General features: G+C 40.3%; 22 protein-coding genes and 2 pseudogenes. 6 read left to right on the plus strand and 18 right to left on the minus strand.

The features are described from left to right. Nucleotides 1–18: 18 nt before the first annotated feature. The 13 genes and pseudogenes from DXA15_RS19825 to DXA15_RS27090 all read right to left on the minus strand — a co-directional run bounded on the left by DXA15_RS19825 (nucleotide 19) and on the right by DXA15_RS27090 (nucleotide 13130). A pseudogene (locus DXA15_RS19825) lies at nucleotides 19–737 on the minus strand (hypothetical protein). Between the two features lie 318 nt (nucleotides 738–1055). Beyond that, the gene (locus DXA15_RS19830; protein ID WP_008781256.1) at nucleotides 1056–2459 is read right to left on the minus strand and encodes a hypothetical protein; all 1404 of its coding nucleotides are present in this window, start codon (nucleotides 2457–2459) and stop codon (nucleotides 1056–1058) included. A gap of 209 nt (nucleotides 2460–2668) precedes the next feature. Then, nucleotides 2669–3625, minus strand: a complete 957-nt coding sequence (locus tag DXA15_RS19835) for a toprim domain-containing protein (RefSeq protein WP_008781255.1) — start codon at nucleotides 3623–3625, stop codon at nucleotides 2669–2671. 232 nt (nucleotides 3626–3857) lie between these two features. Next, on the minus strand, nucleotides 3858–5048 hold the full coding sequence (locus tag DXA15_RS19840; RefSeq protein ID WP_008781254.1) for a primase-helicase family protein: 1191 nt from the start codon (nucleotides 5046–5048) through the stop codon (nucleotides 3858–3860). Between the two features lie 4 nt (nucleotides 5049–5052). Beyond that, entirely contained in the window at nucleotides 5053–5367 is a 315-nt protein-coding gene (locus DXA15_RS19845) for an AlpA family transcriptional regulator (protein ID WP_008781253.1), read from the minus strand. Between the two features lie 168 nt (nucleotides 5368–5535). Then, nucleotides 5536–6477 carry a DUF6043 family protein gene (locus DXA15_RS25585; RefSeq protein ID WP_008781252.1) on the minus strand — a complete coding sequence of 314 codons (942 nt, stop codon included), beginning with the start codon at nucleotides 6475–6477 and terminating at the stop codon, nucleotides 5536–5538. Nucleotides 6478–6482: 5 nt separating this feature from the next. Beyond that, nucleotides 6483–7100, minus strand: a complete 618-nt coding sequence (locus DXA15_RS19855) for a hypothetical protein (RefSeq protein WP_005833666.1) — start codon at nucleotides 7098–7100, stop codon at nucleotides 6483–6485. Further along, nucleotides 7097–7378: a hypothetical protein gene (locus DXA15_RS19860; RefSeq protein WP_227195338.1), complete on the minus strand. Its 282-nt coding sequence runs from the start codon at nucleotides 7376–7378 to the stop codon at nucleotides 7097–7099. The genes DXA15_RS19855 and DXA15_RS19860 overlap by 4 nt, the downstream gene beginning before the upstream one ends. Nucleotides 7379–7430: 52 nt before the next feature. Beyond that, a complete protein-coding gene (locus DXA15_RS19865; RefSeq protein ID WP_005833664.1) occupies nucleotides 7431–8168 on the minus strand; it encodes a TIGR04255 family protein in 738 nt (245 codons plus the stop codon). Nucleotides 8169–8256: 88 nt separating this feature from the next. Further along, nucleotides 8257–9593, minus strand: a pseudogene (locus DXA15_RS19870) (site-specific integrase). A 335-nt stretch (nucleotides 9594–9928) separates the two neighbouring features. Further along, complete coding sequence (locus tag DXA15_RS19875; RefSeq protein ID WP_128135178.1) at nucleotides 9929–10690, minus strand: class I SAM-dependent methyltransferase; 762 nt, start codon at nucleotides 10688–10690, stop codon at nucleotides 9929–9931. An 89-nt stretch (nucleotides 10691–10779) separates the two neighbouring features. Further along, the gene (locus DXA15_RS27085; RefSeq protein WP_309296707.1) at nucleotides 10780–12279 is read right to left on the minus strand and encodes an ABC transporter permease; all 1500 of its coding nucleotides are present in this window, start codon (nucleotides 12277–12279) and stop codon (nucleotides 10780–10782) included. Beyond that, entirely contained in the window at nucleotides 12270–13130 is an 861-nt protein-coding gene (locus DXA15_RS27090; protein WP_233567471.1) for an ABC transporter permease, read from the minus strand. Before DXA15_RS27090 ends, DXA15_RS27085 begins: the two co-directional genes overlap by 10 nt. A 201-nt stretch (nucleotides 13131–13331) precedes the next feature. Between DXA15_RS27090 and DXA15_RS19885 the strand changes: the two genes are divergently transcribed. From DXA15_RS19885 to arsM, 3 genes are all read left to right on the plus strand, one after another. Further along, nucleotides 13332–14318 carry a PAS domain-containing sensor histidine kinase gene (locus DXA15_RS19885; RefSeq protein WP_128135179.1) on the plus strand — a complete coding sequence of 329 codons (987 nt, stop codon included), beginning with the start codon at nucleotides 13332–13334 and terminating at the stop codon, nucleotides 14316–14318. 108 nt (nucleotides 14319–14426) lie between these two features. Continuing rightward, nucleotides 14427–14753 (plus strand): helix-turn-helix transcriptional regulator, encoded by a 327-nt coding sequence (locus DXA15_RS19890; RefSeq protein WP_128135180.1) that lies wholly within the window; start codon nucleotides 14427–14429, stop codon nucleotides 14751–14753. Between the two features lie 76 nt (nucleotides 14754–14829). Beyond that, entirely contained in the window at nucleotides 14830–15642 is an 813-nt protein-coding gene (gene arsM / locus DXA15_RS19895) for an arsenite methyltransferase (protein ID WP_128135181.1), read from the plus strand. Between the two features lie 115 nt (nucleotides 15643–15757). Here the strand turns inward: arsM and DXA15_RS19900 are convergent, their stop codons facing one another. The 3 genes from DXA15_RS19900 to DXA15_RS19910 all read right to left on the minus strand — a co-directional run bounded on the left by DXA15_RS19900 (nucleotide 15758) and on the right by DXA15_RS19910 (nucleotide 18682). Then, nucleotides 15758–16549 carry a bifunctional 2-polyprenyl-6-hydroxyphenol methylase/3-demethylubiquinol 3-O-methyltransferase UbiG gene (locus DXA15_RS19900; protein WP_128135182.1) on the minus strand — a complete coding sequence of 264 codons (792 nt, stop codon included), beginning with the start codon at nucleotides 16547–16549 and terminating at the stop codon, nucleotides 15758–15760. A 95-nt stretch (nucleotides 16550–16644) separates the two neighbouring features. Further along, nucleotides 16645–18291, minus strand: a complete 1647-nt coding sequence (locus DXA15_RS19905; protein WP_199676394.1) for a sigma-70 family RNA polymerase sigma factor — start codon at nucleotides 18289–18291, stop codon at nucleotides 16645–16647. A gap of 73 nt (nucleotides 18292–18364) precedes the next feature. Next, complete coding sequence (locus DXA15_RS19910; RefSeq protein ID WP_128135184.1) at nucleotides 18365–18682, minus strand: ACT domain-containing protein; 318 nt, start codon at nucleotides 18680–18682, stop codon at nucleotides 18365–18367. Nucleotides 18683–18872: 190 nt separating this feature from the next. On the opposite strand from DXA15_RS19910, the gene DXA15_RS19915 reads away from it, so the two are divergent. From DXA15_RS19915 to DXA15_RS19925, 3 genes are all read left to right on the plus strand, one after another. Beyond that, entirely contained in the window at nucleotides 18873–19223 is a 351-nt protein-coding gene (locus tag DXA15_RS19915; RefSeq protein ID WP_233567472.1) for a hypothetical protein, read from the plus strand. A gap of 195 nt (nucleotides 19224–19418) precedes the next feature. After that, entirely contained in the window at nucleotides 19419–20702 is a 1284-nt protein-coding gene (locus DXA15_RS19920; protein ID WP_128135186.1) for a hemolysin family protein, read from the plus strand. A gap of 8 nt (nucleotides 20703–20710) precedes the next feature. Continuing rightward, nucleotides 20711–21343, plus strand: a complete 633-nt coding sequence (locus DXA15_RS19925) for a DedA family protein (RefSeq protein WP_128135187.1) — start codon at nucleotides 20711–20713, stop codon at nucleotides 21341–21343. A gap of 112 nt (nucleotides 21344–21455) precedes the next feature. On the opposite strand, the gene DXA15_RS19935 is transcribed toward DXA15_RS19925, so the two are convergent. Both DXA15_RS19935 and DXA15_RS19940 read right to left on the minus strand, forming a co-directional pair. After that, the gene (locus DXA15_RS19935; RefSeq protein WP_128135188.1) at nucleotides 21456–22079 is read right to left on the minus strand and encodes a TIGR00730 family Rossman fold protein; all 624 of its coding nucleotides are present in this window, start codon (nucleotides 22077–22079) and stop codon (nucleotides 21456–21458) included. A gap of 97 nt (nucleotides 22080–22176) precedes the next feature. Further along, the gene (locus DXA15_RS19940) at nucleotides 22177–23610 is read right to left on the minus strand and encodes a BACON domain-containing carbohydrate-binding protein (protein WP_158579685.1); all 1434 of its coding nucleotides are present in this window, start codon (nucleotides 23608–23610) and stop codon (nucleotides 22177–22179) included. Between the last annotated feature and the right edge of the window lie 283 nt (nucleotides 23611–23893).

Genomic DNA, 23893 nt, shown 5'->3' on the forward strand with positions numbered 1-23893 from the left:
GTATAGCTATTACTGTATTTATTTCTTCCTATTTACATCCCATTTGAAAGTATAAATATATCTCCGATGGGAATGTTTACAATCAAAATCTTACCTTTTTTCCTTTTAATATTCATATAGCCAATAATAGCTTCATCGGGATAAATAGTTGTGGTTTTTAAATATCCTTGTTCACGTATAGTTCGGTCATTATCCATCATTTGTCCTAATGTAAGCATTTGATTGGTAGATGCGACATTTGCTTGGTATGCTGCATTAGCGTCATAATGATTGGTTATGGTAGTGTAAGCATAACCATTAGAAGAATAAGACGTAGAATAGGATGTTGAATATCCTGCTGTTCCTGCATTAATGCCGGCAGAGATTCCATATAATGCCATAGCCCATGCTTGTGAGCGTTTTATTTTTTTTTGATATTCTTCATTTGTATATACTTCAAGTTTTAAAGTATCATCTTTTTTTGTTAGTAGATTAGAGTGTACGCTATCAGGTTGGAATACAATTGGGGTTTCACTTAAATTCTTGATAAAAATATCCAAGTGATAGTATTTTCCATAATCATCTTTTTCCTCAAAGCATGAAAGACCTACAACAAAATCATTTTTGTTTAAATAAGCCCAAAATTTTCCATCATTATATTCTGTCAGAATAGAATCGTTTTGGGGGTATATGAATGTTTGGGCTTTACATATGGTTGAAAGCAATAAAAATATTACCACGCATATATTCTGTTTCATATCAACTAACTGTTTTAATTATACACCTCCAGCTGCCACAAGGACTTTATAATATCACGAAGCGTGGAACTGTAATGCCACCTCTTTGAATGAAGGTCCTGAGAAAACCTTTGTGTACAGATGTAACAATAGCAGCCCACGCTATAGCGTGAGAACCACTATGCTATTCTTGTACACGTTTGAAAGTTTCTCAGGTTTTCATTCGCAAGAAATAAGCATAACGCTTCTTCTAAATTCTAATATGTCTTGGAAAGAGTAGCCTCAATCCGCTTACAAAGATATGCAATTTTATTGAGGTACAATCAAATACTATCAAGATTACATTCTGAATCCTCTACTTTTTCTTGGTTCTTCTGCTGATTGTCGCAAACCATGCCTTAATTTTTCCCATTGCTCTTTGAACCATTCACCTATCGGCTGCCTGTTTATAGTTAGCACTAATTTGTTTTCATCAACCGAACTCTTCTCTATCTTGAAAATATCGTTCTTGATTTCAAATCTTCGTTTATGTTCTTCGGAATAGATTTTTCCATTGCATCTGATAGCTTCTTTTTTTGCCAAAAGGCTGTTTACCATATCTTTGGTAAATCCGATGGTATAGCATAGTTTTTCCATTCTCAACATTTCTTTGAGTAATGGAAACCAGTTGAACGCTTTTTCAAGAATGGTGTTCAATCGTGATATTTCCTTGTCTTTGGTTTCAAGCTCTTGATTATGTATTCCTTGTAGGTTACGAATCTGCTTGCCGTGCTGTTCCTGCATTTGTTGCATCTTGGCTTTTAATTCATCAATACCCTTGTCACGCTTGGCAATTTCATGACGTAAATTCTCATTGGCTTGTTCCAAATCTTTCAATTTACCGCTGCCGAAAAGAGAACCGACACCGCTTGCTATGGCTGTGGCTGCATCAGTGGCTACACTTTTGAGTTTGTCGGTGCGTATCTCTGCTTTTACCTGTTTGAGTTCCTGCTCGGCAAGGCTTACCTGTTGCTCCTTGTGTCGCTTGGTTTCCTCTATACGTTGCAGTTCGGCTTTCTGTTTCTCAATGATAAAGTCGTTTCGCTCCAAATGCTCCTTACCTGTGACAGCCTTTGACTGCCCACGTTCCATTAGGAGAATATCGGAAGCCAAGGTCTGCATGGTTGCCATATCTTCGTCATTGAGCTTTCGGCTCTTTCCGGTTTCATGGTTCATCCAGTCGAATACGACATGAGCATGATAATTTGGTTTGAACCATCTGTTACCGACTTGGAAGCTCTCTTTGTCTTCCGCTTTCGGCTGACCGTTCAGCCAATGCCCTTCGTCTTTGTGCAGGAAAATTTGTAGCGGAGTGATGCCCCAGCGTCTTTGACACTCTTCACCGAATTTGCGTACATCAGCCAGTGTGGTATCCGGTCTGATGAGCAATACTCCTTCACGGATGGGTGAACATCCCGCCACCTTGATAATTTTTCCATTCTTTCCCTTGCGTTCCCTTTCCTTTTCCTGCATGGCACGTCCGGTCTTTTCCTTGACCATTTGCTTGATATTGTCATAATGAGTTCGCAGTTCGGGAGTGCCGAAGTCGGGATTTATCCACTGTTCGTTGTCGATGGAGAGTTCGGGAACGACATAGATTCTGGATTCCCCGATGTTACGCATATATTCGGCAGTCCTTCGGTTGTGCGCCTCGCTTGATGCGATGTTGCAAGGCTTGATGTGTATGCTTGATTTTGTTGCCATAGCTTCTTTTCTTTGTTTGCAATTTATTATTTTGTTCGCTTTCGCAGAGGGGTTCTTAGGGGTAGCCCATAAGCGGAGATTGCAAAGAGAGGGTCACTCTTTGCTCGGGGTTCTCAGGGGTGAAACGCCCTGAGTGGGTCATTAGGCAAAGCCCTAATCCCCTCGGGAGAGCCCACAACTACGAAAGCGAAGCGTGTAGTTATAGTGGGCTATAACCGAAAGCCATTCTTCTTTTTCGGTGGCTGGCTGCTCACCCCTTTGACGGACTGGACTTGCCTTTTTCTTTCAACCTGTTTCTGTAAGTGTTCGTTCAAGTCCTTGCATCCGCTGTAAGTCTGAGAAGCGTCACGGATGTATCGGTCTCTGCCGTATTCCTTGCGGATTTGTTGGAGGGCTTCCATGCCTGCACGGTCGTTGTCAAAAAAGCAGTGGATGCGTTCGTAATTGCCCAACGGATAGAGAGCCTTGTTTACATTCGATACGGAGTTCAATACGATGTAGTCCTGTCCGTCCAGCTCCGGATAATTCGGGCAGCTTTCCTGTCTCAATGTCAGAAAGGAGAGATAGTCCATGAACCCCTCGAACACATAACAGGTATTCCTCGCTTTCCCAGACTGTCTGATGTGGGAGATTTCCTTTGGGGCGATGCAGCCCTTGAAATAGCGGTTGCGAACCTCAAACCCACCCGAACCATTGGGAAAGGCGATGGCAAAGTACCGCTTGCCGTTGTGGGTGAAACGGGCTTCACTACATTCTCTTTTCGCCAGTTCTGTATTTATTCCTCTACCTTGCAAGTAGGCAAGCAGGGCAGGAGATGACAGCGGAACAATCTCCAGATGTTGGAAGCTCGGCTCGGAAGAGCTTTGCTTGCCAAAAGAGAAAGATATCGGGCGCACGTGCGGTGTCTGCTCCGCTATCCGTTTCAAGATGTAAGGTACATGGTCGGTAGCGTACAGATGTGCAGCCAGTGCAATGATGTTTCCGCCCTTTCCCAAACCGAAATCATACCATTGTTCACGTTCGGTATTCACTTTGAACGATGCTTCACTCTCTTCCCTAAACGGAGATTTGTACCAAAGGTTGATACCTTGTTGTTTTACTGGTGAATAACCCAAGCTGTGCAGGTAGTCGGCTATTCGTATGCTTTTAGCTTCTTCTATTGTCATTTTCTTACAGATTTGTAGGTGAATGAAAAAATGATGATTTGATGAATTTGAAATGTAATACGCTGTTAAACAGAATTATATCGATTCATCTTTTTCTCATCAGATTGCTTGCCAAAAGAAAAATGATGTTTTCTTTTTTCATCAGCAATCGTTGTTGATGAGTGTTTGATGAATACATATCTATCTGTAAGGCAATATGTTACTTCCCTTATTCATCATTTCATCAAAATAATTAGATAGTGGTCAGTTGTTCTTTCGTTACCGTATAAAACCGACCAGTTTTCCTTTTCGGCTCATAGTGGCACTCACGATGGGGTGCGAACTCATAAGCGGTGTAGGATAGCGAATTGTGTGCGGAAGTAAGTTTCCATACTTCCTGCACAACTTTTCTCACTTGATACTTTTCAACCTTGACCTGTGAATAGAGTAGCAAGGTTACAAGGTCGTTCAGGCAGAATGATACGCTTTCCACGTTCATGTTCGACATGATGTCAAGCAACAACTCGGTCATTTCTATTTCCAGTCGGTTGCGGTTGCTTCGGATTATTTTCTGCAAGGCTGCGGTATGTGTCAGTCTTGGGTTGAACCACATACGGCTTTCCTGTGTTGTGGATAGTTCCCTTTGGGTCAGGAAATAAAGAAATGCGGGTATTTCCGCTTTTAGCTTTTGCAGAAAGTTGGTATCATCACTCTGCAACGGCATTATCTTCCGCACCCAGTAGCGTGTTTCTCCTGCGTCTATGAGTATGGGCAGATATTCGTTGTTGGAACATAGCACGAACTTGGCAAAGAAAGCAATCTCCGTTCGGTCTTTGCCTTTGGCTTCCACCTTGTAGGTGAAAGTCGTGCTTAGGTTTTTCAATCGCTCGCTATCTTCCCTGCGGTTGAGTAAGACCTCGTCCACCACGATAAGCAACTTTCCTGCCCAGTCTGAATTGAACTGGCTTCGGAAATCCTCATTGGTGTTGAAAGTCACGTTGTTCTCAAACACGGCTTTCAGGAAGTTTAAGAACGTACTTTTGCCTGTGTTGCGTTCCTCCGAAACAAGCAGAACAATGGGCAGCTTCTGTGTCGGCTGTAAATACAACAGTTGCATATAATCCATACCCAGTTCGTATTGCTCTCCAAAGATGTGCCGCATCAAGGATTGGATATGAGAAAACTCCCCTTGCTGCGGTTTATGTTCTATCGGCTCGTAAAGGTTCAGAAACCCCTCAATCTCCTTTTGGTAGTTCAAATGATTGGGAACTGTGCAAAAGCCGTCATACTTGGGAACGGTGGCAAGATAGTTCTTTCCGTAGTCCTGCCGTAATGTGCTGTTGTTCCATACGACACGTTTCTTTTCATAACCGCCATTGGCACATGGCTGATTGACCACCTTGTACAAAGTTGTTCCTACGCGCATATATTCTTCCTCCTTCATAGACTTAGATTAAAGGGTTATGTCCACCTAAGATTTTCTGAATGTCGGATTGGCGGTATCTGACCTTGTTGCCGACCTTTACAGGCTTTAGGTAGTTTTTCTTAGACCAGTGCCAGAGTGTGGTGTCACAAACATCGCACATTTTTTTCACTTCCTCTTTGGTGAGGTACTTTTCCTTTTTTGCTTCCGCAATAGCTGTAGAAAGTTCATGCTTCGCACGGCTTATTAACTGGTTGGAGAATAAAAGCAAATCTTCTCCTGTTACTTCCAACTTAATGTTGCCGTTGCCGTTTTGGATAATTGCCAATAAGTCTGTCATAGGCTCTTGAAACTGCCGGTTGTAAGACTTCCCGTTTTGGCAGTATTATAAACGAAAAGCCACTACCCCGATTAGGATAGTGGCGCAAATATATAGCGAAAATTAATCGTAAAACAATGATATTCAATTCGTTAAATTCGTAAAATCAAAAAGCGAATTAAACGAATTTCAATTGGATAGATATGCTTTCAATTCTTCGATAGCTTCATGGTCTTCACCAATGTCTTTTATCAGTTTTTTGCTGTTTCCAAGTGGTGAAATGAGATTTCTGTATGCTTTCTGAATACCTCTTTCGTGGACTATTTCTTGTTCTTTGAATTGATTGTGCAGCGCATTTCTGAAAGTCTTGATGGGACACTTCCTCATGAAACGGTATTCTACCAATGCGATAAACAACCGTGCTATATCTGTTTCCGTAGCATGGGTTTTCAATCGTGTGCCAATTCTTTCAATCAGTATGGCATGTCTTTCTATCAGAAGTTCAGACAGTGTGCGTGTGTCGGCTTTGCGTCCTGCGGTCTTCGGTTGTTCTTCTGATAAGGTATCTGTGTCTTCCTCGTCCGTATCTTCATCTTCTTCTATTGCCCATTCCACAAGAGTGTTCTCTTCTATGGCTTTCTGTTGCTTCCTGAAAACTTGCCAGTCCTCTTTACTTCTCATTCCATTGGTGATGCTTTTTCTTATAATGAACTTGACCATGCCGGAAATAAGCCATTTGTACAATTTAGGTATATCCTTTCTTTGGGTCAGTTCCTCTCCCTGTTCCACCATGCATTCATAGCTCCGTCCGTAATACAGCCATGCGAGCATGGCGGGGACAATACTTTTCTTGTTTGGGTTATGAAACTCGTTCACTATTTTCTCGGCAAGGTCTGAATGCAAAAGGATATTTTCCAGTTCTTCAAAGTCGGGTGTTCTGTCATCGCCTATCCTTTTACGTGCGGCTTCCTTGTATTTCGGTGCTAATTTCGTGGCTATCTTGAAAACTTTGAAGAATCCTTTAAACTTCTTGTCGTTCATTTCCTCTACGAAATCGGCGTATTCATCCGGATGGTTGTCAAGCCATTCCTTTATCAGTCTTTTGAAATTATCATATTCTTGTTGTCCCATACAAGTTAATTAGCAATGCAACCTCTATTAACTTTCTCTTGTATGCGTGAGAAATGTATCGACAATTTGAATATTAACATATAGAAACCATAATCGCTTAAAGAAAATAAGCGTTGATCTTCTAATGTGTCTCGGTTTATAAAGCGATTGTCAACATGATAGATTTTATCAAGAAAAACTATTGAATCTTCCATTTGGGAATTTGCAGGAAGAAAGATTATTTGGGTTATTTTTTGTTGTTTGAGATCTGAAATGTGGTTTTCAATTTTGCTACTATTAACACCTTGTTTTTGAAGAACTGAAATATATGTTGTGAGATTTATAATAGGAGCATACATGATTGAAGCAGGAAACATACGAGAATTAGATAAATCCATATCACAAGTGTTTGATAAAATCAAACAGCTTACATTTTTTACACCTCTTTCGATGTTAACTAAATCAATTATAGGCATTTTTTTTAAGCCATCTCCTTGAAAAATGACATTCTTGTCAAGCATAGAAGTGTACATCCTTCCATCTATGTTATAAGGGAAAGATTTGAGTTCTGCCAAAAGGGTCTTGTAATTTTCTTCTGACAAATATTTGGGTAGATATTTTTTTAATTCATCTTCTGTAATCATAGCATATCCCAAAAGTGGTCATTAATGACATTTTGAATTTCTTCATCTATAGGAGTTGCTTCCGTTAACATCTTATTCGCAAAAGAATTGATTATCTCAAAATCTTCATGCTCGGGAATATTAACATGAATGGTCTCTGTTGAGATAGGAATGTCCTTAATGGAATAATTTGTATAAATATTTATTGGATTGACAGGAGTGTTAATAGACGGTATTATAGCATCATTATATGTTTGCCTACTTGATAAAGAAAGCAATTCCGTGTCTGTTAATGTCATACATGATAAGGCAGACATTAATAGGATATTGGTATTTATGTAAGTCGTTAAACTATTCATTTTCAAAAACAGGTTTTAGACTATTTAGGAAGTCTGGTTTTAACAAAGAGAAAAACAACTTTTTTTCGCATTTATGAGCCATATTTATTTCTTGTTCTATATTAGAAGTGAAATAGTTGTCGGAATATTCACGAGACGTATCAATATCAATTAATGAGCCTACCACTTCTATAGAATTAGGATGTGGTTTGTAGTTTGCATTATTTACAAATTGTAGGGTGTTCATAAAATTACCATCTTTGACATCTGTCCGTATCAATAAGTTTTCAGATGTGTATTTTTCTGTCATGGAAAAAGACATCGTAAGACCATTGGTAATATCTCCTTTGAAGAAATTAATATATCTATGTCCTATTCTTGATACACGCTTTATTATTCCAGAACTAATAACCTTGTTGATTATTGAAAATGAATGTTTAGAAAAATCGCTCCAACCTATATATGGCATTTTTGAGCTTATGCTCAAAACATCATATCCTATTTGAATTACAAATCTTTCGTTTTCAATTCTGTATAGGGGCTTAAATTTTAAGTTAGGGTCAACCTCCCTAATTTGTTCTGGGATTTGTAAAATGGGCAAATTAATGACATTTCCTCTATACTCTTCTTTTATGAGATTGTATATGATGCCAAAAACTGCGCTTTTGGTAATAGCTGCTTCAAAACGGAACTCAATTAAAGCGTCTATAAGTGGGCATGCTTCTATTCTTATTGGCAACAATCTATCCATAATACAAATTTTAAATTTATTTTCTTGCAAAGTTAGGAATTTCTTTTATTTGTTTCTTGATTTTATACGCTAAAAAGTTTAAAGTATATTAATCTAATAGTTTCACAAGGTCTTTTTTCATTTCTTCGTCAATATCTCTGTATCGCCTGAAAGCTTTGCTTCCCTCCTTGTGTCCCGATAGTGCGGAAACGAGGTTCGGGTCTTTCACCTTTTTGTAGATATTGCCGATAAAAGTACGCCTTGCCAAATGGCTGCTTGCCACTTCATAAATAGGTCGTTTGACTTCGTTATGAGTCAATGGGTCTAAGATAGTTACGATTCGGTCAACTCCAGCCAATTTGAATATCTTTTTTATGGCATCGTTGTACTTTTGTTCGGATATGAACGGTAACAGTTTCCCTTTATATTCTTTATGGCGTTCAAGGATTTCTTTTGCCTTGTCATTAAGAGGGACACGTACCGTGACCGGATTCCCTTCTTTTGTTTTCTTGGGAATGTATTCTATGGCTTCATTAACCACATTTAGTTTGGTCATACGGTATAGGTCGCTCACTCGACAGCCTATCAGTGTTTGGAATATAAATATATCCCTCTGTATTGCCAGTTGCGGAGTGGCTGATAGGTCGGCATTGAAAATTCTGTCCCTTTCTTCAAGTGTTATATAATAAGGTGTACCGTATGTACATTCTTCTATCGGAAATTTGTCGAAAGGTCTGTTTGTGGTATGCTTGTTGTCGAAGCACCATAGGAAGAACGTGCGTATCCTTGAAAAACAGTCAATCAGTGTATTCTTGCTTCTTGGTTGTGGTGTTCTCTTTTCGGGGATGGTTTCATAAATACTCGGATAAAGTTCATAGTATTGGTATTCGTTCTGAAAGAAATCCCACATATCCCGAAGTGTGTCTGGTGTTACCAAATCCACATCGAGGACAAAGTCTTTTTGTCCTCTCTTTGTTTCCCTTACATAGAGTTCATAACGCAGTAGGGCTCTTTTGACAACTCGGAAATTTTTCTTTCGCACTTCTGATAAAGGGTGCTTGTTTAGAAATTCATCGAATAGTTCTCCGGTGGTAGGTTTGATAACCACTTGCTCTGGCATGAAGTATTTTTCAGGATGGTAGAATTTATCAAGTGTTATTTTAGCCACTCTTTGTTTATGGTTTCCTTTTCCTGTTGATACACCTTTTCTATATAGGTTTTCAAATGGCGTATCTCTTCGTTTATATGAGTACGCATCTCTTCATTGCAGACTGCTTTTGTTTTTACACATTCATCTTTATCATCCCATAGGTTAGGATTGATAGCCAACTGGGTAGGAGCAACGGAGTCTAATTGCCTGCCGTTTCTAAAGCGTACATAGATTGTAGCCATTGATTCTGTATCATATCGCTTGGCTGCTTTTTTAATGATAAAGGTTACTTTCATGGGCGTACGGGTTAAGTTTCTATTCTGATACAAATATAGATATTTTCCCCACATTTTCCCCACATCTGCTGAATATTTTGCAATTTGATTAACCGAGATTAAAATTTAATCTAATTGTAAATGCTTGAAATATAGTTGGATTGCTGTGTTTTTCTGCGCTTTTCTTTTTACCCGCATTTTCCCCACTTTAATTATTTCAAATGCGGGTCTGGGTACACTACCTAAAATTAAGTTCCTGATTATCTACAGATAGTCAGGACTTTTTCTTTTTAAGGCAACGCCAGGGGTAACACTGGATCAGGATCAGACTTCGGCATGGGCCTAAATTGACCGCATCACTTATCAAATGCTAAAACGTATATCTGTTTTTCTGAATTATCGCCAAATGTTTCTTCTTCAAAGCCTCCAAACTTATGAATAATATTAAATCCGGCCCATTCCAAATATGAATCCAATTCTTGAGGAAAAAACAATCTCATATCCAGATTTTGAATTGAATGAAACTCTCCATTTATAAAGTAATGCCATTCTATGCGATTAATTTGAGTTGCGTTTTCATAATGCATTGTCTGCTTTATCAAGACTTCCCTCCCATCATCAGTTGTATATGCCGCAATTTCCTGTTGTTCCTTTTCACCTTCAACAATATATTGAATATTAGGGTTAAAACAATCTAACAGAAATAAACCTCCATCTTTAAGATGATTTTTAACGACATTAAATACCTCAAATAAATCTTCATTCTTATATAAATGATGAATTGAATTAAATGGAATAAAAATAAAGTCAAATTTTTCGTGCAAATCTAACGTTCTAATATCCGCTTTAATGAAAGTAATCTCTACTCCTGCTTCAGAAGCTTTTGCCTTTGCTTGTTCAAGCATGGACGAAGTGTAATCGACTCCACAAATATTGTATCCCTCCTTTGCAATTGGAAGCGTAAGTCTGCCTGTACCACAGCAAAGTTCAAGTATTTTAGCATCCCTATTTTTCGGCAACCACTTTTTGTAAAACTGCAAATCGGATAGGAAAGTATTTAATCCATCATAAATACTTGCGTCATAAATCAAATCGCCAACTTTATAATCTGTATTCATTCTGTTCTCCAAATTCTATTTTTTATTGTGCTACTTACAAAAGTACTAATTATTTGAAATACAGAAAACAAAACACCCTAAACCGTTTCTTACTCATTCCTCAACGCTTTTACCGGATTCCCTGATGCAGCCTTGAAGCTGTGCCAACTCACGGTAAGTAAAGTGATACCTACCACAATAAAGAACGACAGAATATACGTCCAGACACTAAAGGCCGCCCGGTAAACAAAGCTTTGCATCCATTGATTAAGCAACCACCAGGTCACAGGCACTGCAATTACAAAAGCTATCCCGATCCAAATAATAAACTGGCGGTCAAGTAACTTTATAATCTGCCACGTAGTTGATCCGTTCACCTTTCGGATTCCAATCTCTTTTGTACGTTGTTCGATAGCGTACAGCGTCATACCAAAAAGTCCGAAACACGTAAGCAGGATACTGATAACTGAATACATCATCAACAAATCGGACAATTCGAAAAGTTTCTTGTTATTACCCAAAACTTTATCATACAAGCTCTCATGTTCAAGGTAATTCCCAGGATAAAGCAGATCCCATTCCTTATAGATTTGTTTGATAACCGAAGCATTTCCGGGAGCTATGCGGACTTTTAAGTCAGTTCCATCCCTGGCAAAACCAATAATACCTTTATCGACAGGCGTTTCAAGGCTATTAGGAATATATAGCTTAAAATAATCTTCAACAACCCCGGCAATAACATGATCATCACCAAAAGGAGGACGGTCCTTCAACCGGGGTTCGTATTCTTTTATAAGACTCCCGACAGGCAGTTCTCCATCCGGGAACAAGCTTTGAGCCCATGTACGGTTTAGATAAACAGGATGCGGATACCTTTCTATCACCTCTTTCCAGGGCAGACCTTTCAATAGCTTATAGCCCATAACTTCCATTACTTCTTCATCGCCATCCTCTGAAGTATAAGATTCATATGTACCATTCGGCGAAAACTCACTGAGAGGCCATTCATATATGGGATTGCTTAATGCCACAGCCTGTATGCCCGAAAGAGAACCGATATTTTCTTTAAGTCGTAACATAGAAGTCTTGTTATCTCCGACTGAGAAAATATAAATACCTTTATAATTTTCTGCTTTATCATATAAAAGCGAGATTTGCCGCCGTACGGAAATATTACCGATTATCAGAATAAATGAAATAACGAACTGAACGATAGCCAGCGAGGTAATGATACGCCCTTTTGCTTTTCCCCGATAGAAATTGTTATACATGGAAACCGACATATCCGGTAAACGCCAGCTCATATACAAAGCAGGAATACACGCCAATAAAAGAATAAACCCGAATGTAACCGGCAGCATCTGACTACTATACAGAAAATTAACCGGAACCTGAATAGACATGATGCGATTCATTATCCCCAACAGGTCGAATTGTATCAGTTGTGCAATCAGGAAACCGAAACCAACAGTCATAAATGTATCAGCAAATAATTGCATGCTCAATTGTCCGCTTCTTGCACCCATCAGTTTCTGTATATGCAAGGAGTATAACTGTTTAAATACACGTGAAAAGCTTAGATTAACATAATTGAAACAAGCTATGACCAAATCAGAATAGCTGAAAAAAGAGCAATAAACAGTAACGTCGTATTTGGTTTCTTCAACGATGACGGGAGCGTTACCGTATCAAAACAGGCCTGTTGAATAGTGAGGAGTTCATTCTCAAAATCTTGACCATCACTTCTTTGAAGAGCCAAACGCCCTGTTTTAGCCTGTAAGTCGGGAACGGAGACATTCTTTTTCAGCAGAAAGAAATTTAATCCGGAAGAGGGATCGCCCAAGAATAAAGCATCAAAGCCGAAAGCAGCCTGGCTATTATCTTTTACCACAGCAGAAACAGTAAAAGTCAATAACCCTTTTTCATCCCCGAAATCACCAGGACCGAATAGTATCTGAACCGTTTGTCCTATCGGGTCACTCTCTCCGAACAAACGTTTCGAAAAAGATTCTGTCAGGACTATCCGATCCGGCCCCACCTGGGTATCCGCAAAACTTCCCCTTACAATTTTCTGAGGAAAGAATGAAAGGAAAGCACTATCCGACTCTATTACTTTGATGTCTTTGAAGAAGTTCTCTCCGGCTTTACAATAGGTAACCATGAAATAAGGATGTACACGGCACGCCTTATCCAATTCCGGGACACGTTCGAGTAACTGAGAAGTGATATCTCGTGAGACCGTATTAAAAGCAGTCATTCCTGCCCCCGAAATAGTTTGCTTAACCACTACCATTCTATCCTTGTTCGGATTCTCCTGTTCTATATTATACTCATGGATAACAAAAGCAGCTAATAAGTTAGTACAGGCAATGCCTACTGCCAGGCTGAGAATAGAGATTACAGTAAATGTTTTATTACGTAACCAACTCCGAAATATAAGTTTGAATGATATGTTCCCCATGATATTTCTGTTTTTTGTCAAAACTAGTCAGTCCCAGTCTATCTGACAACAAAAATTGTGCTCCTCTATAACAAAGAGGTGAAATCGTCTAAATTTTAGACAATTTCGGGAAGTGGCTACCCATAAATCAGACATTCAGCCGAAAGCAGAGTACTTTGAATGCATCATGTTAGTTTAAATTGTACTTTTGCAATAAAGGATATGCTGAATCGCAGATTACACCGGGTCATTATCAGCGGGATAACAGGAATTGTGTTATTCTCGATTGCAGGTGCCTGGCTTTTGATCAGTCGGACTTCCCTGTTTTTTGCTTTTGTCTGCATCTGTATGATCATAGCCTTGGCTATTATGCTGATAAGGAAAATGGACAAGACAGACCGCCAGTTGGAAAGCTTCTTCAGCGCGATCAATAACAACGATTTCAACGCCCACTTCACAGAAAAAGGGGACGATAAATTCCTGAATGGATTGTTCCGGGAGATGAACCGGATTATCACACAATTTGAAAACAATCATACCGAACTGGAAGAACGACGGTTTTATTACGAAAGTATCATCCGCGTACTGACGCATGAAATCAGAAACTCCATTACACCTATAGCCTCTTTGTCGGCCGACCTGATTAAATATAATGATGAATACGGAAAAGAAGGAACAATTGACGGACTGCAAACCATCAACCAGCAGGTGCAGCAGCTGAACACTTTCCTGAATGCCTATCACCGGTTAACCCACCTCCCTGACCCGGTCAAAGCAAAAGTCCAAATCAGTTCTTTGTTCGACAAGCTTGAACGGTTATTGAGTTCGGAACAAGGCAGTAAGAATATCCGTTATATTTCACCTGAAAACGTAGAAATCTTACTAGACCAGAATTTAATAACACTGGCACTCATTAACCTTATCCGCAACGCCTTACAGGCTACAGCAAATAATCCCAAACCACAGATCAGAGTTGAGGCAGGAAAAGGAACCCCCTTTTCCTTCATACAAATAACTGATAACGGGGAAGGCATTCCGGAAAACCGACTGGAAGATATCTTCACCCCCTTTTATTCCACCAAAAAAGAAGGAAGCGGAATAGGACTGCCACTATCCCGCCGCATTATGCAACTTCATGGCGGAGAACTTATTGTAAACTCTGAACCCGGAGAAGGAACAGTGTTCCGCATGACATTCCCCGACTTTTGACACCCATCAAAATCATACTAAACCTTTAAATAGACTAAAAATACCAAGTTACATTTGGAAAGCAGAATATTATTCGTAGTTTTGCGAACAACAAACAATAAAGGAATAATGAAAACGAAACAGTATACAAAAGAACAAGAGCAGATTGCCCGTTTTGCTAAAGCGATGGGACATCCGGCACGGATGGCTATTCTTAATTTTTTAGCCAAACAGGATAGTTGCTTCTTCGGAGATATCCACGAAGAACTACCAATTGCTAAAGCAACTGTTTCACAACATTTAAAGGAATTAAAAGAAGCCGGATTAATCCAGGGAGAAATAGAAACTCCAAAAGTCAGGTATTGTATCAACCGGGATAATTGGGAACTTGCCCGTAATTTATTTGCTACTTTTTGGAATAATTGCAATTCTAAAGATACATCGTGCTGTGAATAACAGCACCTTTTTTTGAGAATATTGTTCGTGTTTTTACGAACTAATACAAATAGATTTAATTTAACATAGAAAGAATATGAAAGAGAATCAGGATTTAAAAGAGTTGGTAAAACAGCGTTATAACGAACTAGCATTAGATTCCGACACGCTAAAAGGCTGCTGCTGCTGCGGCAAATCCCCGGTACCCCCATCAAAGAAAGTATTCACTATAATGAGTGAAGACTATAAAAATCTGAAGGGATATGAACCCGATGCAGATTTAGGGGTTGGATGTGGATTACCCACCCAATATGCCAATATTAAAAAGGGGGACACCGTTATCGATTTGGGTTCAGGAGCAGGAAATGATTGTTTTATAGCCCGCTCGGAAGTTGGTGAAAGCGGCAAAGTCATCGGTATTGATTTTGCTCCTCAAATGATAGCTAAAGCACGTGCTAATGCACTCAAGCGGGGATATACGAATATAGAATTCTTAGAAGGAGATATTGAAAATATGCCTTTGCCGGATAATACAGCAGATGTGATTGTCAGCAACTGTGTATTAAACCTGCTTCCTCTAAAAAATATTATTTTCAAAGAAATCTACCGTGTATTAAAACCGGGTGGACATTTTTGCATCTCTGATGTCGTACTGAATGGGGTATTCCCCAAAGAGTTTACCGACAATGCCGCTATGTATGCAGGCTGTATCGCTAGTGCCATTCAAAAAGAAGAATATTTAGCAGAGATAGAAAAAGTGAATTTCACAAATATCCGTGTGGAAAGGACTAAGACAGTAATTATCCCCGATGAAGTACTATATGAACATCTGGATGAAAATACAATTCAGAAATATAAATCAGGAAATGTCGGAATCTACTCAATTACGGTAACAGGAGAGAAACAATAGATAATCTAATAGTTTTAACCTTATATAGATAACGGTTATCAGAGTTAATCAAATCTCTCTCTAACCGTTATCTACAAGGTTAAAATGGCCATTCTTAAAAATAAATTGTTGTTATTCAATTCCCTTTCTCTTCTGCTTTCTTCAACAAATAAAAGCAACTTGTACTAAAGAAGTTTCTCAGATACGGAACGGAAGAAAGAACTTTACCCAGTTTTCGCGGTGATAATCCAAACTTAACCTCATAATGCGGATTTATAAAAAATAATTGCTGGTCAACAATCTGATATCCCGTCTGTTTTACAAGATTCCGAAACATTTCAATGGTGCATTTCGTTTCTTTAATACTCAGCAACTCCTTTATTGTATCTTCTTCTTCATCGCCTGTTTCCAGTATCCATTTATATAAAACCCGTGGAAACAAATGTATGAAAGGAAGAAGCGAAACAACTCTGCCCCGTGCAATCTGCTGATGTCCGCCAAACGGCATCTGCCAGGCTGGAAAGGCGATAAAAATCACACCACCTGCCGATAAATAACCTTTCATACCAGACAGGAATTGAGATTTATCATTGATATGTTCAATCACATCGTGTATCAGGATAAGCGGAAAATGTTTTTCCAGATCTTTTAATCGGAAAATATCAGATGCGATAAAGGTCCCTTTCTGATTTCTTCGGGCGAAGAATGTTCGAGCCTGCTCTATTCGTAAAGAGGCAATATCCACTCCGACTATTTCACAACCTGACTCAGCAAAAGGGAGCAGATTACCTCCTTCGCCACATCCTACTTCCAAGACTTTCTCCGGAAGGTCGCCTACTATTTGCTTTATATACGGAATATAATATTTCCGGGTCGTCTGTGCCTGTTCCTCAAAATAACGGTCACGGTTGATATGTCGTTCCTGCATCTCTTTTCTGTTTTTAAATATCTATAAGTATGATATTCTTTCAGGCAAAAGACTGCGTGGTTAAATCACTTTATTGAGACTTCTTATTTTTCTCCCTACCAACTGAAACGTAAGCCGACAGGGACCGTGAATGTCACCGGATGCTCTTTCCGGATAGTACGCAACCCGCTTCCGTCAGGAATATAATAATTGACAGTAGGCTCTATATAGAGACTGATGCGGGGAGTGAAATGATATTGTACACCTGTACTGGCATTAATCGACCATTGTAGAGGTACATTCAACGACTGACAGCCCATGCTCATAGGTATACTGTCCGTAATATGAGATGTTTGAAGTGTCCCTTTTAACGGAATATCAAGTTGCATACCGGCTGTCGAGTAAAGCGAGAAATTCCTGAAATTACCCCAGCGATAAGATACACGGAAAGGGATTCCTAGGTAATGGATTTTTTGTGTTTCCTGAATACGGAAATCATTACCTGTGGTAAAGTCGGATTTCAGGAAAGTATATTGCAAGCCCGTTTCAAGGCTCCAGCGTTCGTTTAGTTTTTTGTTTGCTGAAAGCCCAATGGTAACAGGAGAATAGTGGTGTTGACTTTCTACAATATCTCCCTGATTGTTTTTTGCGATATTCATTATTGTAACTGAATCGCCCAAAGTACCTTCCTGATAACGGGCATTCAGGTAAGTGTAATAATCCTCCCAGGTGCTTACCTGCTGAGGAAGATCAGCCCCTACTCCACTGTCTGAATGGGGAGTAGCAATCAGTTTGTATATATTCTGAGCCAGTTGCGGACCTAACGAACCTGCCAGCATAAACTTCCACGCTCCTGCTTTCTTTTTACGTTGCACGGAGACAAAACTTCCTTCCGAACACAAACCGAAGATAGTCGCACTTGGCAAATCAGAAACAAACAACGGCTTATTGACAGGTGGCACACTTATCGTAATATTCCCGACAGGCAAGATAGGCGGTACTTTTCCTGCATCCGCCAGCGGTGGCGCACTAATCAGTCCCGGCAATTGTGAATGTTCTCCCGTACCGGAACGAACCTCCTGTTCCTGGGAATCGGTCTGCCTGTCTTCCTCCCTTTTTTCAGCTTTCGGCTGACGCACTGCTATCTTAGGCTGATGGCTTTGTTGTTTCTTTTTCCAGGGCAGATAATTGTAGAACAGCGGGATAAGAAGCAGCAGCAATATTATAATAACCAGGCGACAATCGACAATCATCTTTTTCAGCAATGCTTTCGCACGATGCAATTGCGAAGATGATGAGTGAGGAGCTATATGCAACAAGTCACCTATCTCTTTATGAGGCAGCCCTTCAAGTACCGCCAGCTTGAACACCTTCGAATAACCTTCGGGAAGCCCTTCCACCAATTCCATCAACTGGTCATACGATATCAAATCAGCCATGAAAGGACTTTCCGCCGGTTCATCTTCTTCGGACACATCAGACAGAGGAATGGTATTAACCATGTTGTTTTGACTGAGATAATGAAGTGCGATATTCTTCATCACGACTCCCATCCAGCTTTCCAGCCTCTCCGGATTACGTAATGAGCCAATGGAAGTAAAGATAACAATGAAACCGTCATGCAGCAGGTCTTGTGCAATTTGTCTGTCGGGCACATAACGAAGGCATATCTTCATCATCTTTCCCGAGTAAGTTTTATAAAGCTGGTTTAATGCCTGCTCATCACCTTTTTTGCACAAATCTACGAAGTCCTCTCTGTCCATGTCCCACAACATCATATAACTATGATGCACTAATATGGAAAAGACTGCATAGGGTTTGCTCTTTTTTTATTCTCTACATGGAAAAGATTCTGCTTGTAATTCCATTATAGCCTCCAGCCTGCCCGGCTTTCTCCTTCTGAACAAATATATGGTCGTGATAATAAGCCGCTACAACATTAGCACTGATATCTTTTGATGCTAGTTTTGTGCCTATAGCAGCGGTTAATCCCACGGCATTAAGACTTGAATGAACTGTGAGCGATATTAATTTATAGACAGTATCAAAACGGATAGAAAGGGGATTATCAAACGTACAGAATACAAATTCCCTACTATCTAATTCCGGTTTCATAGAAGACAATAATATCTTCAAATCCTCAATTCCTGCCATAAGTTTATTCATTAGTTTATAGTATACTCACAACAAATATAATACTCTTACGGAAAGAAACATGAGAAAGATACTCCAATCGATGGATGTTAAAGCAAATTCGTTAAAGTAACACAAAAACGCGTTGAATACTATGTACCGAACAGACGAATATGTATTTTCGTACCCAAATTCAGCTGTACATTATTGCATGGCATTTACGCAACATACGATTTATACTGTCAAAGCACGGGCAATCTGTATCATCATGTTATTCCTGGTGTTACTCGATGTATTCGGATACGTTGTGCCCAATTATGATACACAAACAGCTAATCAGACGGAAATTTCCAACCAGGCAGAAGATACCGATGAGCCGGGTAATACGGACGAACTGTTTTACCGCAACGGGAACCGTCCCGTTCATCCCCTGATTCCGGTTTGTTCCGTACCGCTTCCCGACCTGTTCACACAGCTGGTTCATATTGATTACTATATACCCGTTAACAACAGACCTGCCCCACGGCAGATACATTCCTTGTTCTGTACGTTCCTTATTTAGTACACAGCCATATTCTTTCACCGGACGAAAGCATAATATCATATATTATAAGACTGCTGTATCATATATTGTGATACTCCATTCTCATATATTATAATATTCTTGTATCATACATTATGATACTACCACCGTATGCAAACCATCCGGCCCCGCCCATAAGACTTTTAAATAATAAACTAAAACAGTATCATTTTCATGAACGAAATAATAATAATCATTTCACTTATCCTATTGAACGGCATATTTGCCATGTCTGAAATCGCATTAATCTCCGCCCGCAAATCGAGCCTGAACACTGACGCAAAGAAGGGCAGTAAAGCGGCTAAACTGGCCCTGAAACTGGCAAATGAGCCGGACCGCTTCCTCTCGACCATTCAAATCGGCATCACACTGATTGGTATCCTGACCGGTATCTATTCCGGTGCAGCTTTGACGGACGACTTCTCGGTTATCCTGAAGAATTGGGGAGTGTCCCCTCTCTACGCATCCCTCATTGCCCAGGGGTTGATTGTTGTAGCCGTCACTTACCTGACTTTGATATTCGGCGAACTTGTTCCTAAAAGAATCGGTTTGAGTATTGCAGAAAAAGCCTCCAAAGTTGTTGCCCGCCCGATGTATATCTTGTCGCTGGTAGCCGCCCCGTTTGTATGGCTGCTGTCGAAAAGTACTTCCTGCATGTTCAACCTGCTGGGCATAAAGGACTCGGATAATAAGGTGACGGAAGAAGAAATCAAATCGATCGTACAGGAAGGAAAGGAAGGCGGAGAAATACAGGAAGTAGAGCAGGACATCGTCGAACGTGTTTTCATCCTGGGCGACCTGAAGGTCAGCTCCATTATGACACAGCGGAATGAAATCATCTGGCTGGACCTGGATATGGATAAAAAGCAAGTGAAAAAGACCATCGAACAGGAATTATATGAAATGTATCCGGTGACCGGCAAGAAAAAGGGAGACGTGGAAGGGGTCATCTTTCTGAAAGACCTGGTTCTCCATCTGGATACCCCTGATTTCAATCTGGAATGCATCGTCCGTCCGGCTTTCTATTTCCATGAGAACATGAGTGTATATAAGGTACTTGAAGAAATGAAAGAACAGGGAATAAGCCGCGCTCTTATATGCGATGAATTCGGTATGTGCCAGGGAATTATAACACTCAGGGATATTCTGGAAGCCTTGTTAGGCACCATCAACGATACGCAGAAGGAACCGGAGATTATCCAACGGAGTAACAACGACGGCTGGCTGGTCGACGGACAGTGTTCTTTTTATGATTTCCTGTCTTATTTCGACAAAGAAGATTTATACGAAAGATGTAACTATCATACGATAGGAGGATTATTGCTGGAACAGCTGGGACATATCCCTCAATCCGGAGAACAAGTCGAATGGAACAACTTCCGCTTCGAGATTGTTGATATGGATGGAGCCAGAATAGATAAAATACTGGTTCAGGTACCCAACGATAATAATGCATAAAATACCCTATGGACTTTTCTGATTTAATCCAATGGTGCCTGGAGCACCTCAGCTATTGGGTGATTTTAATCCTCATGATACTTGAAAACTCGCTGGTTCCGCTACCATCCGAGTTGATCGTCACACCTGCCGCCTACAAGGCGGCAAACGGTGAGATGAATATTTCCCTCGTGATACTTTTCACAACCTTGGGAGCGCTCATCGGGGCGTTGATCAATTACCATCTCGCCCTCTTCGTCGGCAGGCCCATCGTCTATAAATTTGCCGACAGTCGTTTCGGCCATCTGCTCGGCATAAACCGACAAAAGATAGAGTATGTGGAAGCATTTTTCCTGAAACACGGCAAGATATCGACCTTCTTCGGAAGATTAATACCAGCCGTGCGGCAGTTCATTTCCATCCCTGCCGGACTGGCACGAATGCGGCTTCCCGCCTTCATCCTGTTCACAACACTCGGTTCGGCCATCTGGAACAGTATCCTGGTTCTGCTCGGATATTACCTGGCACAGATACTTCCTGAAGACCGGTTACTGGAAGAGCTGGAAAGATACAGCAGGGAAATAAGTTATGTTTTTGTGGTATTGGTAACACTCGCCCTCATTACCTGGTATCTGAAAAGGAAACTAAAAGCACATCGATAAAACCCTCGCTACACGTAAAGAAAAATATACAGCCGAAGCACGAGAAAACTTCTCCGGGAATATCTTCGTCCCGGAGGATATGGAGATAATCAAATTATAGAACCGGCAACGATCATTTATTCAAAAGTCCCGCCCTGTTCAGCCACTTACCGACTGACGGAGCTTCGTATTTTCTCATTTTATCCAGCAGGTCTTCTATATTGTCGCTGACCAGAAGCATCTCCTTGTTTTCTTTTCGAAGGAATCCTCTGTCGACCATTGTATCGACCAATGCCAGAAGGGCATCATAGAATCCGTCTACGTTCAAGAGAGCTACAGGTTTCCGGTGAAGACCTAACTGAGCCCAGGTCAGCATCTCAAAAAATTCTTCAAGTGTACCGAAACCTCCCGGAAGAGCAATGACACCATCAGAGAGTTCATTCATTTTCGCTTTCCTCTGATGCATGGTATCGACCATCACAAGCTCCGTCAGATTTAAATTGGCAATCTCCACTTTCTTCAAAAAAGCAGGTAAGACCCCGATGGCTTTGCCTCCATTTTCCATGACTCCATTGGCAACAGTACCCATCAGTCCCACATTGGCCCCACCATAAACCAATTCAATGTTTTGAACGGCCAACGTCTTTCCCAATTCGTAAGCCTGTTCTTCAAATATCCGCTCTGTCCCACGGCTTGAACCGCAAAAAACGGCAATTCTCCTGATTACATTCTTCTCAGCATCACTATTTTGTAACATACATATATTTCGTTTGTATCCGTTTATCCGGTCATCGGACAACTTACAAAGATAAACTTTTTCCGTCAGCCTTTTCTATAGTTAATGTAACCAGGAACTATTCCCCTGCTCTACAACTAAACGAAATACTATTAAGCGAATGATCCGTATAATCGGATAAACTGAATTCAACGGGATAAATACAGTCTTTCTCCTTTAAAATAGCCTCTTTATAGGCATTTACGACATCCAAACCACCTTTTTGGGTCTGTAGATTCTTGTCTTTATCAAAATAGACATAACAAACATCTACCACAGAAAGGATATTCGTTTCTTCCTGAGACAGAGATTCACCGGCTATTACTTTATTTACCGCCAATCGGACGTCACGCGAATCTGTATCCGACTCTACGACCAACAATCCGATCCTACCATAACTCACAGAAGCGACATATGAAACGCCTCTCCCTTTATCAACCTCCTTCAACTCTTCTTTTATAAGTTTTTCAGGACGATCCATGTCCAGCGTGAAAAGGATTTGTTTGAATGAATAAATCAGTCCGTACTTTCTTGGCATTTCTTTCTCTAAAAAAGAAACACCCGACACAGCCTCATCCAGCTTTACTCCCAGATTAATCATACCTGCCATGTATAACTGTTTATGGCTATAGAAATCAAACGTCCCATTGTCTATCTCAAAAGAGACATTCTGATCAGACATATTTTCCATGATTTGCTGGGCAAATGTATCCTGCTCTTTCTGAGAAGGGATATAAGTCTTTACAACTTCTTCAACAGCAGCAGATGTCGAAACGGTTACGGGATTGAATGTATATCCGGTAAATTCAGGGATATTAATATTTGATTGGGCATTATGACTCACAAGATTGCCCAAATAAATTTTATCCTGAATAGCGGGATTTATAAACATACTGTTAGTCCATGCATTACACCAACTCAGATCACCCGTAAATTCCAGTTGTTTAAAAGAAAAAATAGGTAATCCCGGGGGTATAGCGATATCACGAAGACCTGACTGATTGACTTCCAAAACCCTTTGTCCAAACTCTCCTGAAAACACGACCTTAGCCTGTCTCCCGTCAGGGCTGCGATTCTCTGCTATGTTAATGGTTATTTCTGTTGATTCATCTCCAGAGGAAGGGGTAATGGAGATCCATTTAGGAACAATATATACCTCCCACGGTCTATTGGTGGTTAACTTTATAGTTTGTGTTCCTGCAAAACAACTCACATCCATGGGGTTTCTACTAAACTCAAGAAAAGGATCCACCTCCGCCAGGCTCAATTGTTCCACTTCCAACGTCTCCGTTGCTTTCCCATGGGAAAATTGCAGAGAAGCCTTTCTTCGTTCAGCCCCTTTATTTTCTGCCACCTTGATAGTTACCATGCCATAACCATCGCCCGATGTAGGACTGGCCGAGATCCAATCCGGAATATCCTGAATCTCCCACAGACCATTCGCCATAAGATCTATGCACTCTTCCCCGCCTTCCTGATTTATTAAGAGAGAAGTTGTATACAATTCGAGCATATCTTTTTCTCTTTCCAGCTTACTACAGGAAATGGATATTGTCAGTAGAAAAAGATTGATTATTAAGAATAGAAACAGCCTGTTATTCATTGTTCCAAGAATTTATACATCACATAGATAAACCGACGGCAAGTTATAAAAATATTTTGAGAAACATGATCTGACAGTAAAATATCCAGGGCGACCGCACCAAAATTCCTCTAAAAAGTTTATCATTGCAAAATGAATACCTCTAATTATTTTTCAGAAGTGACAGATCCTCGTGTAACAGGTCGCTGTCTAC

Origin of the sequence: Parabacteroides sp. AM58-2XD (assembly GCF_003463685.1) — a bacterium.
GTDB classification, from domain to species: domain Bacteria; phylum Bacteroidota; class Bacteroidia; order Bacteroidales; family Tannerellaceae; genus Parabacteroides; species Parabacteroides segnis.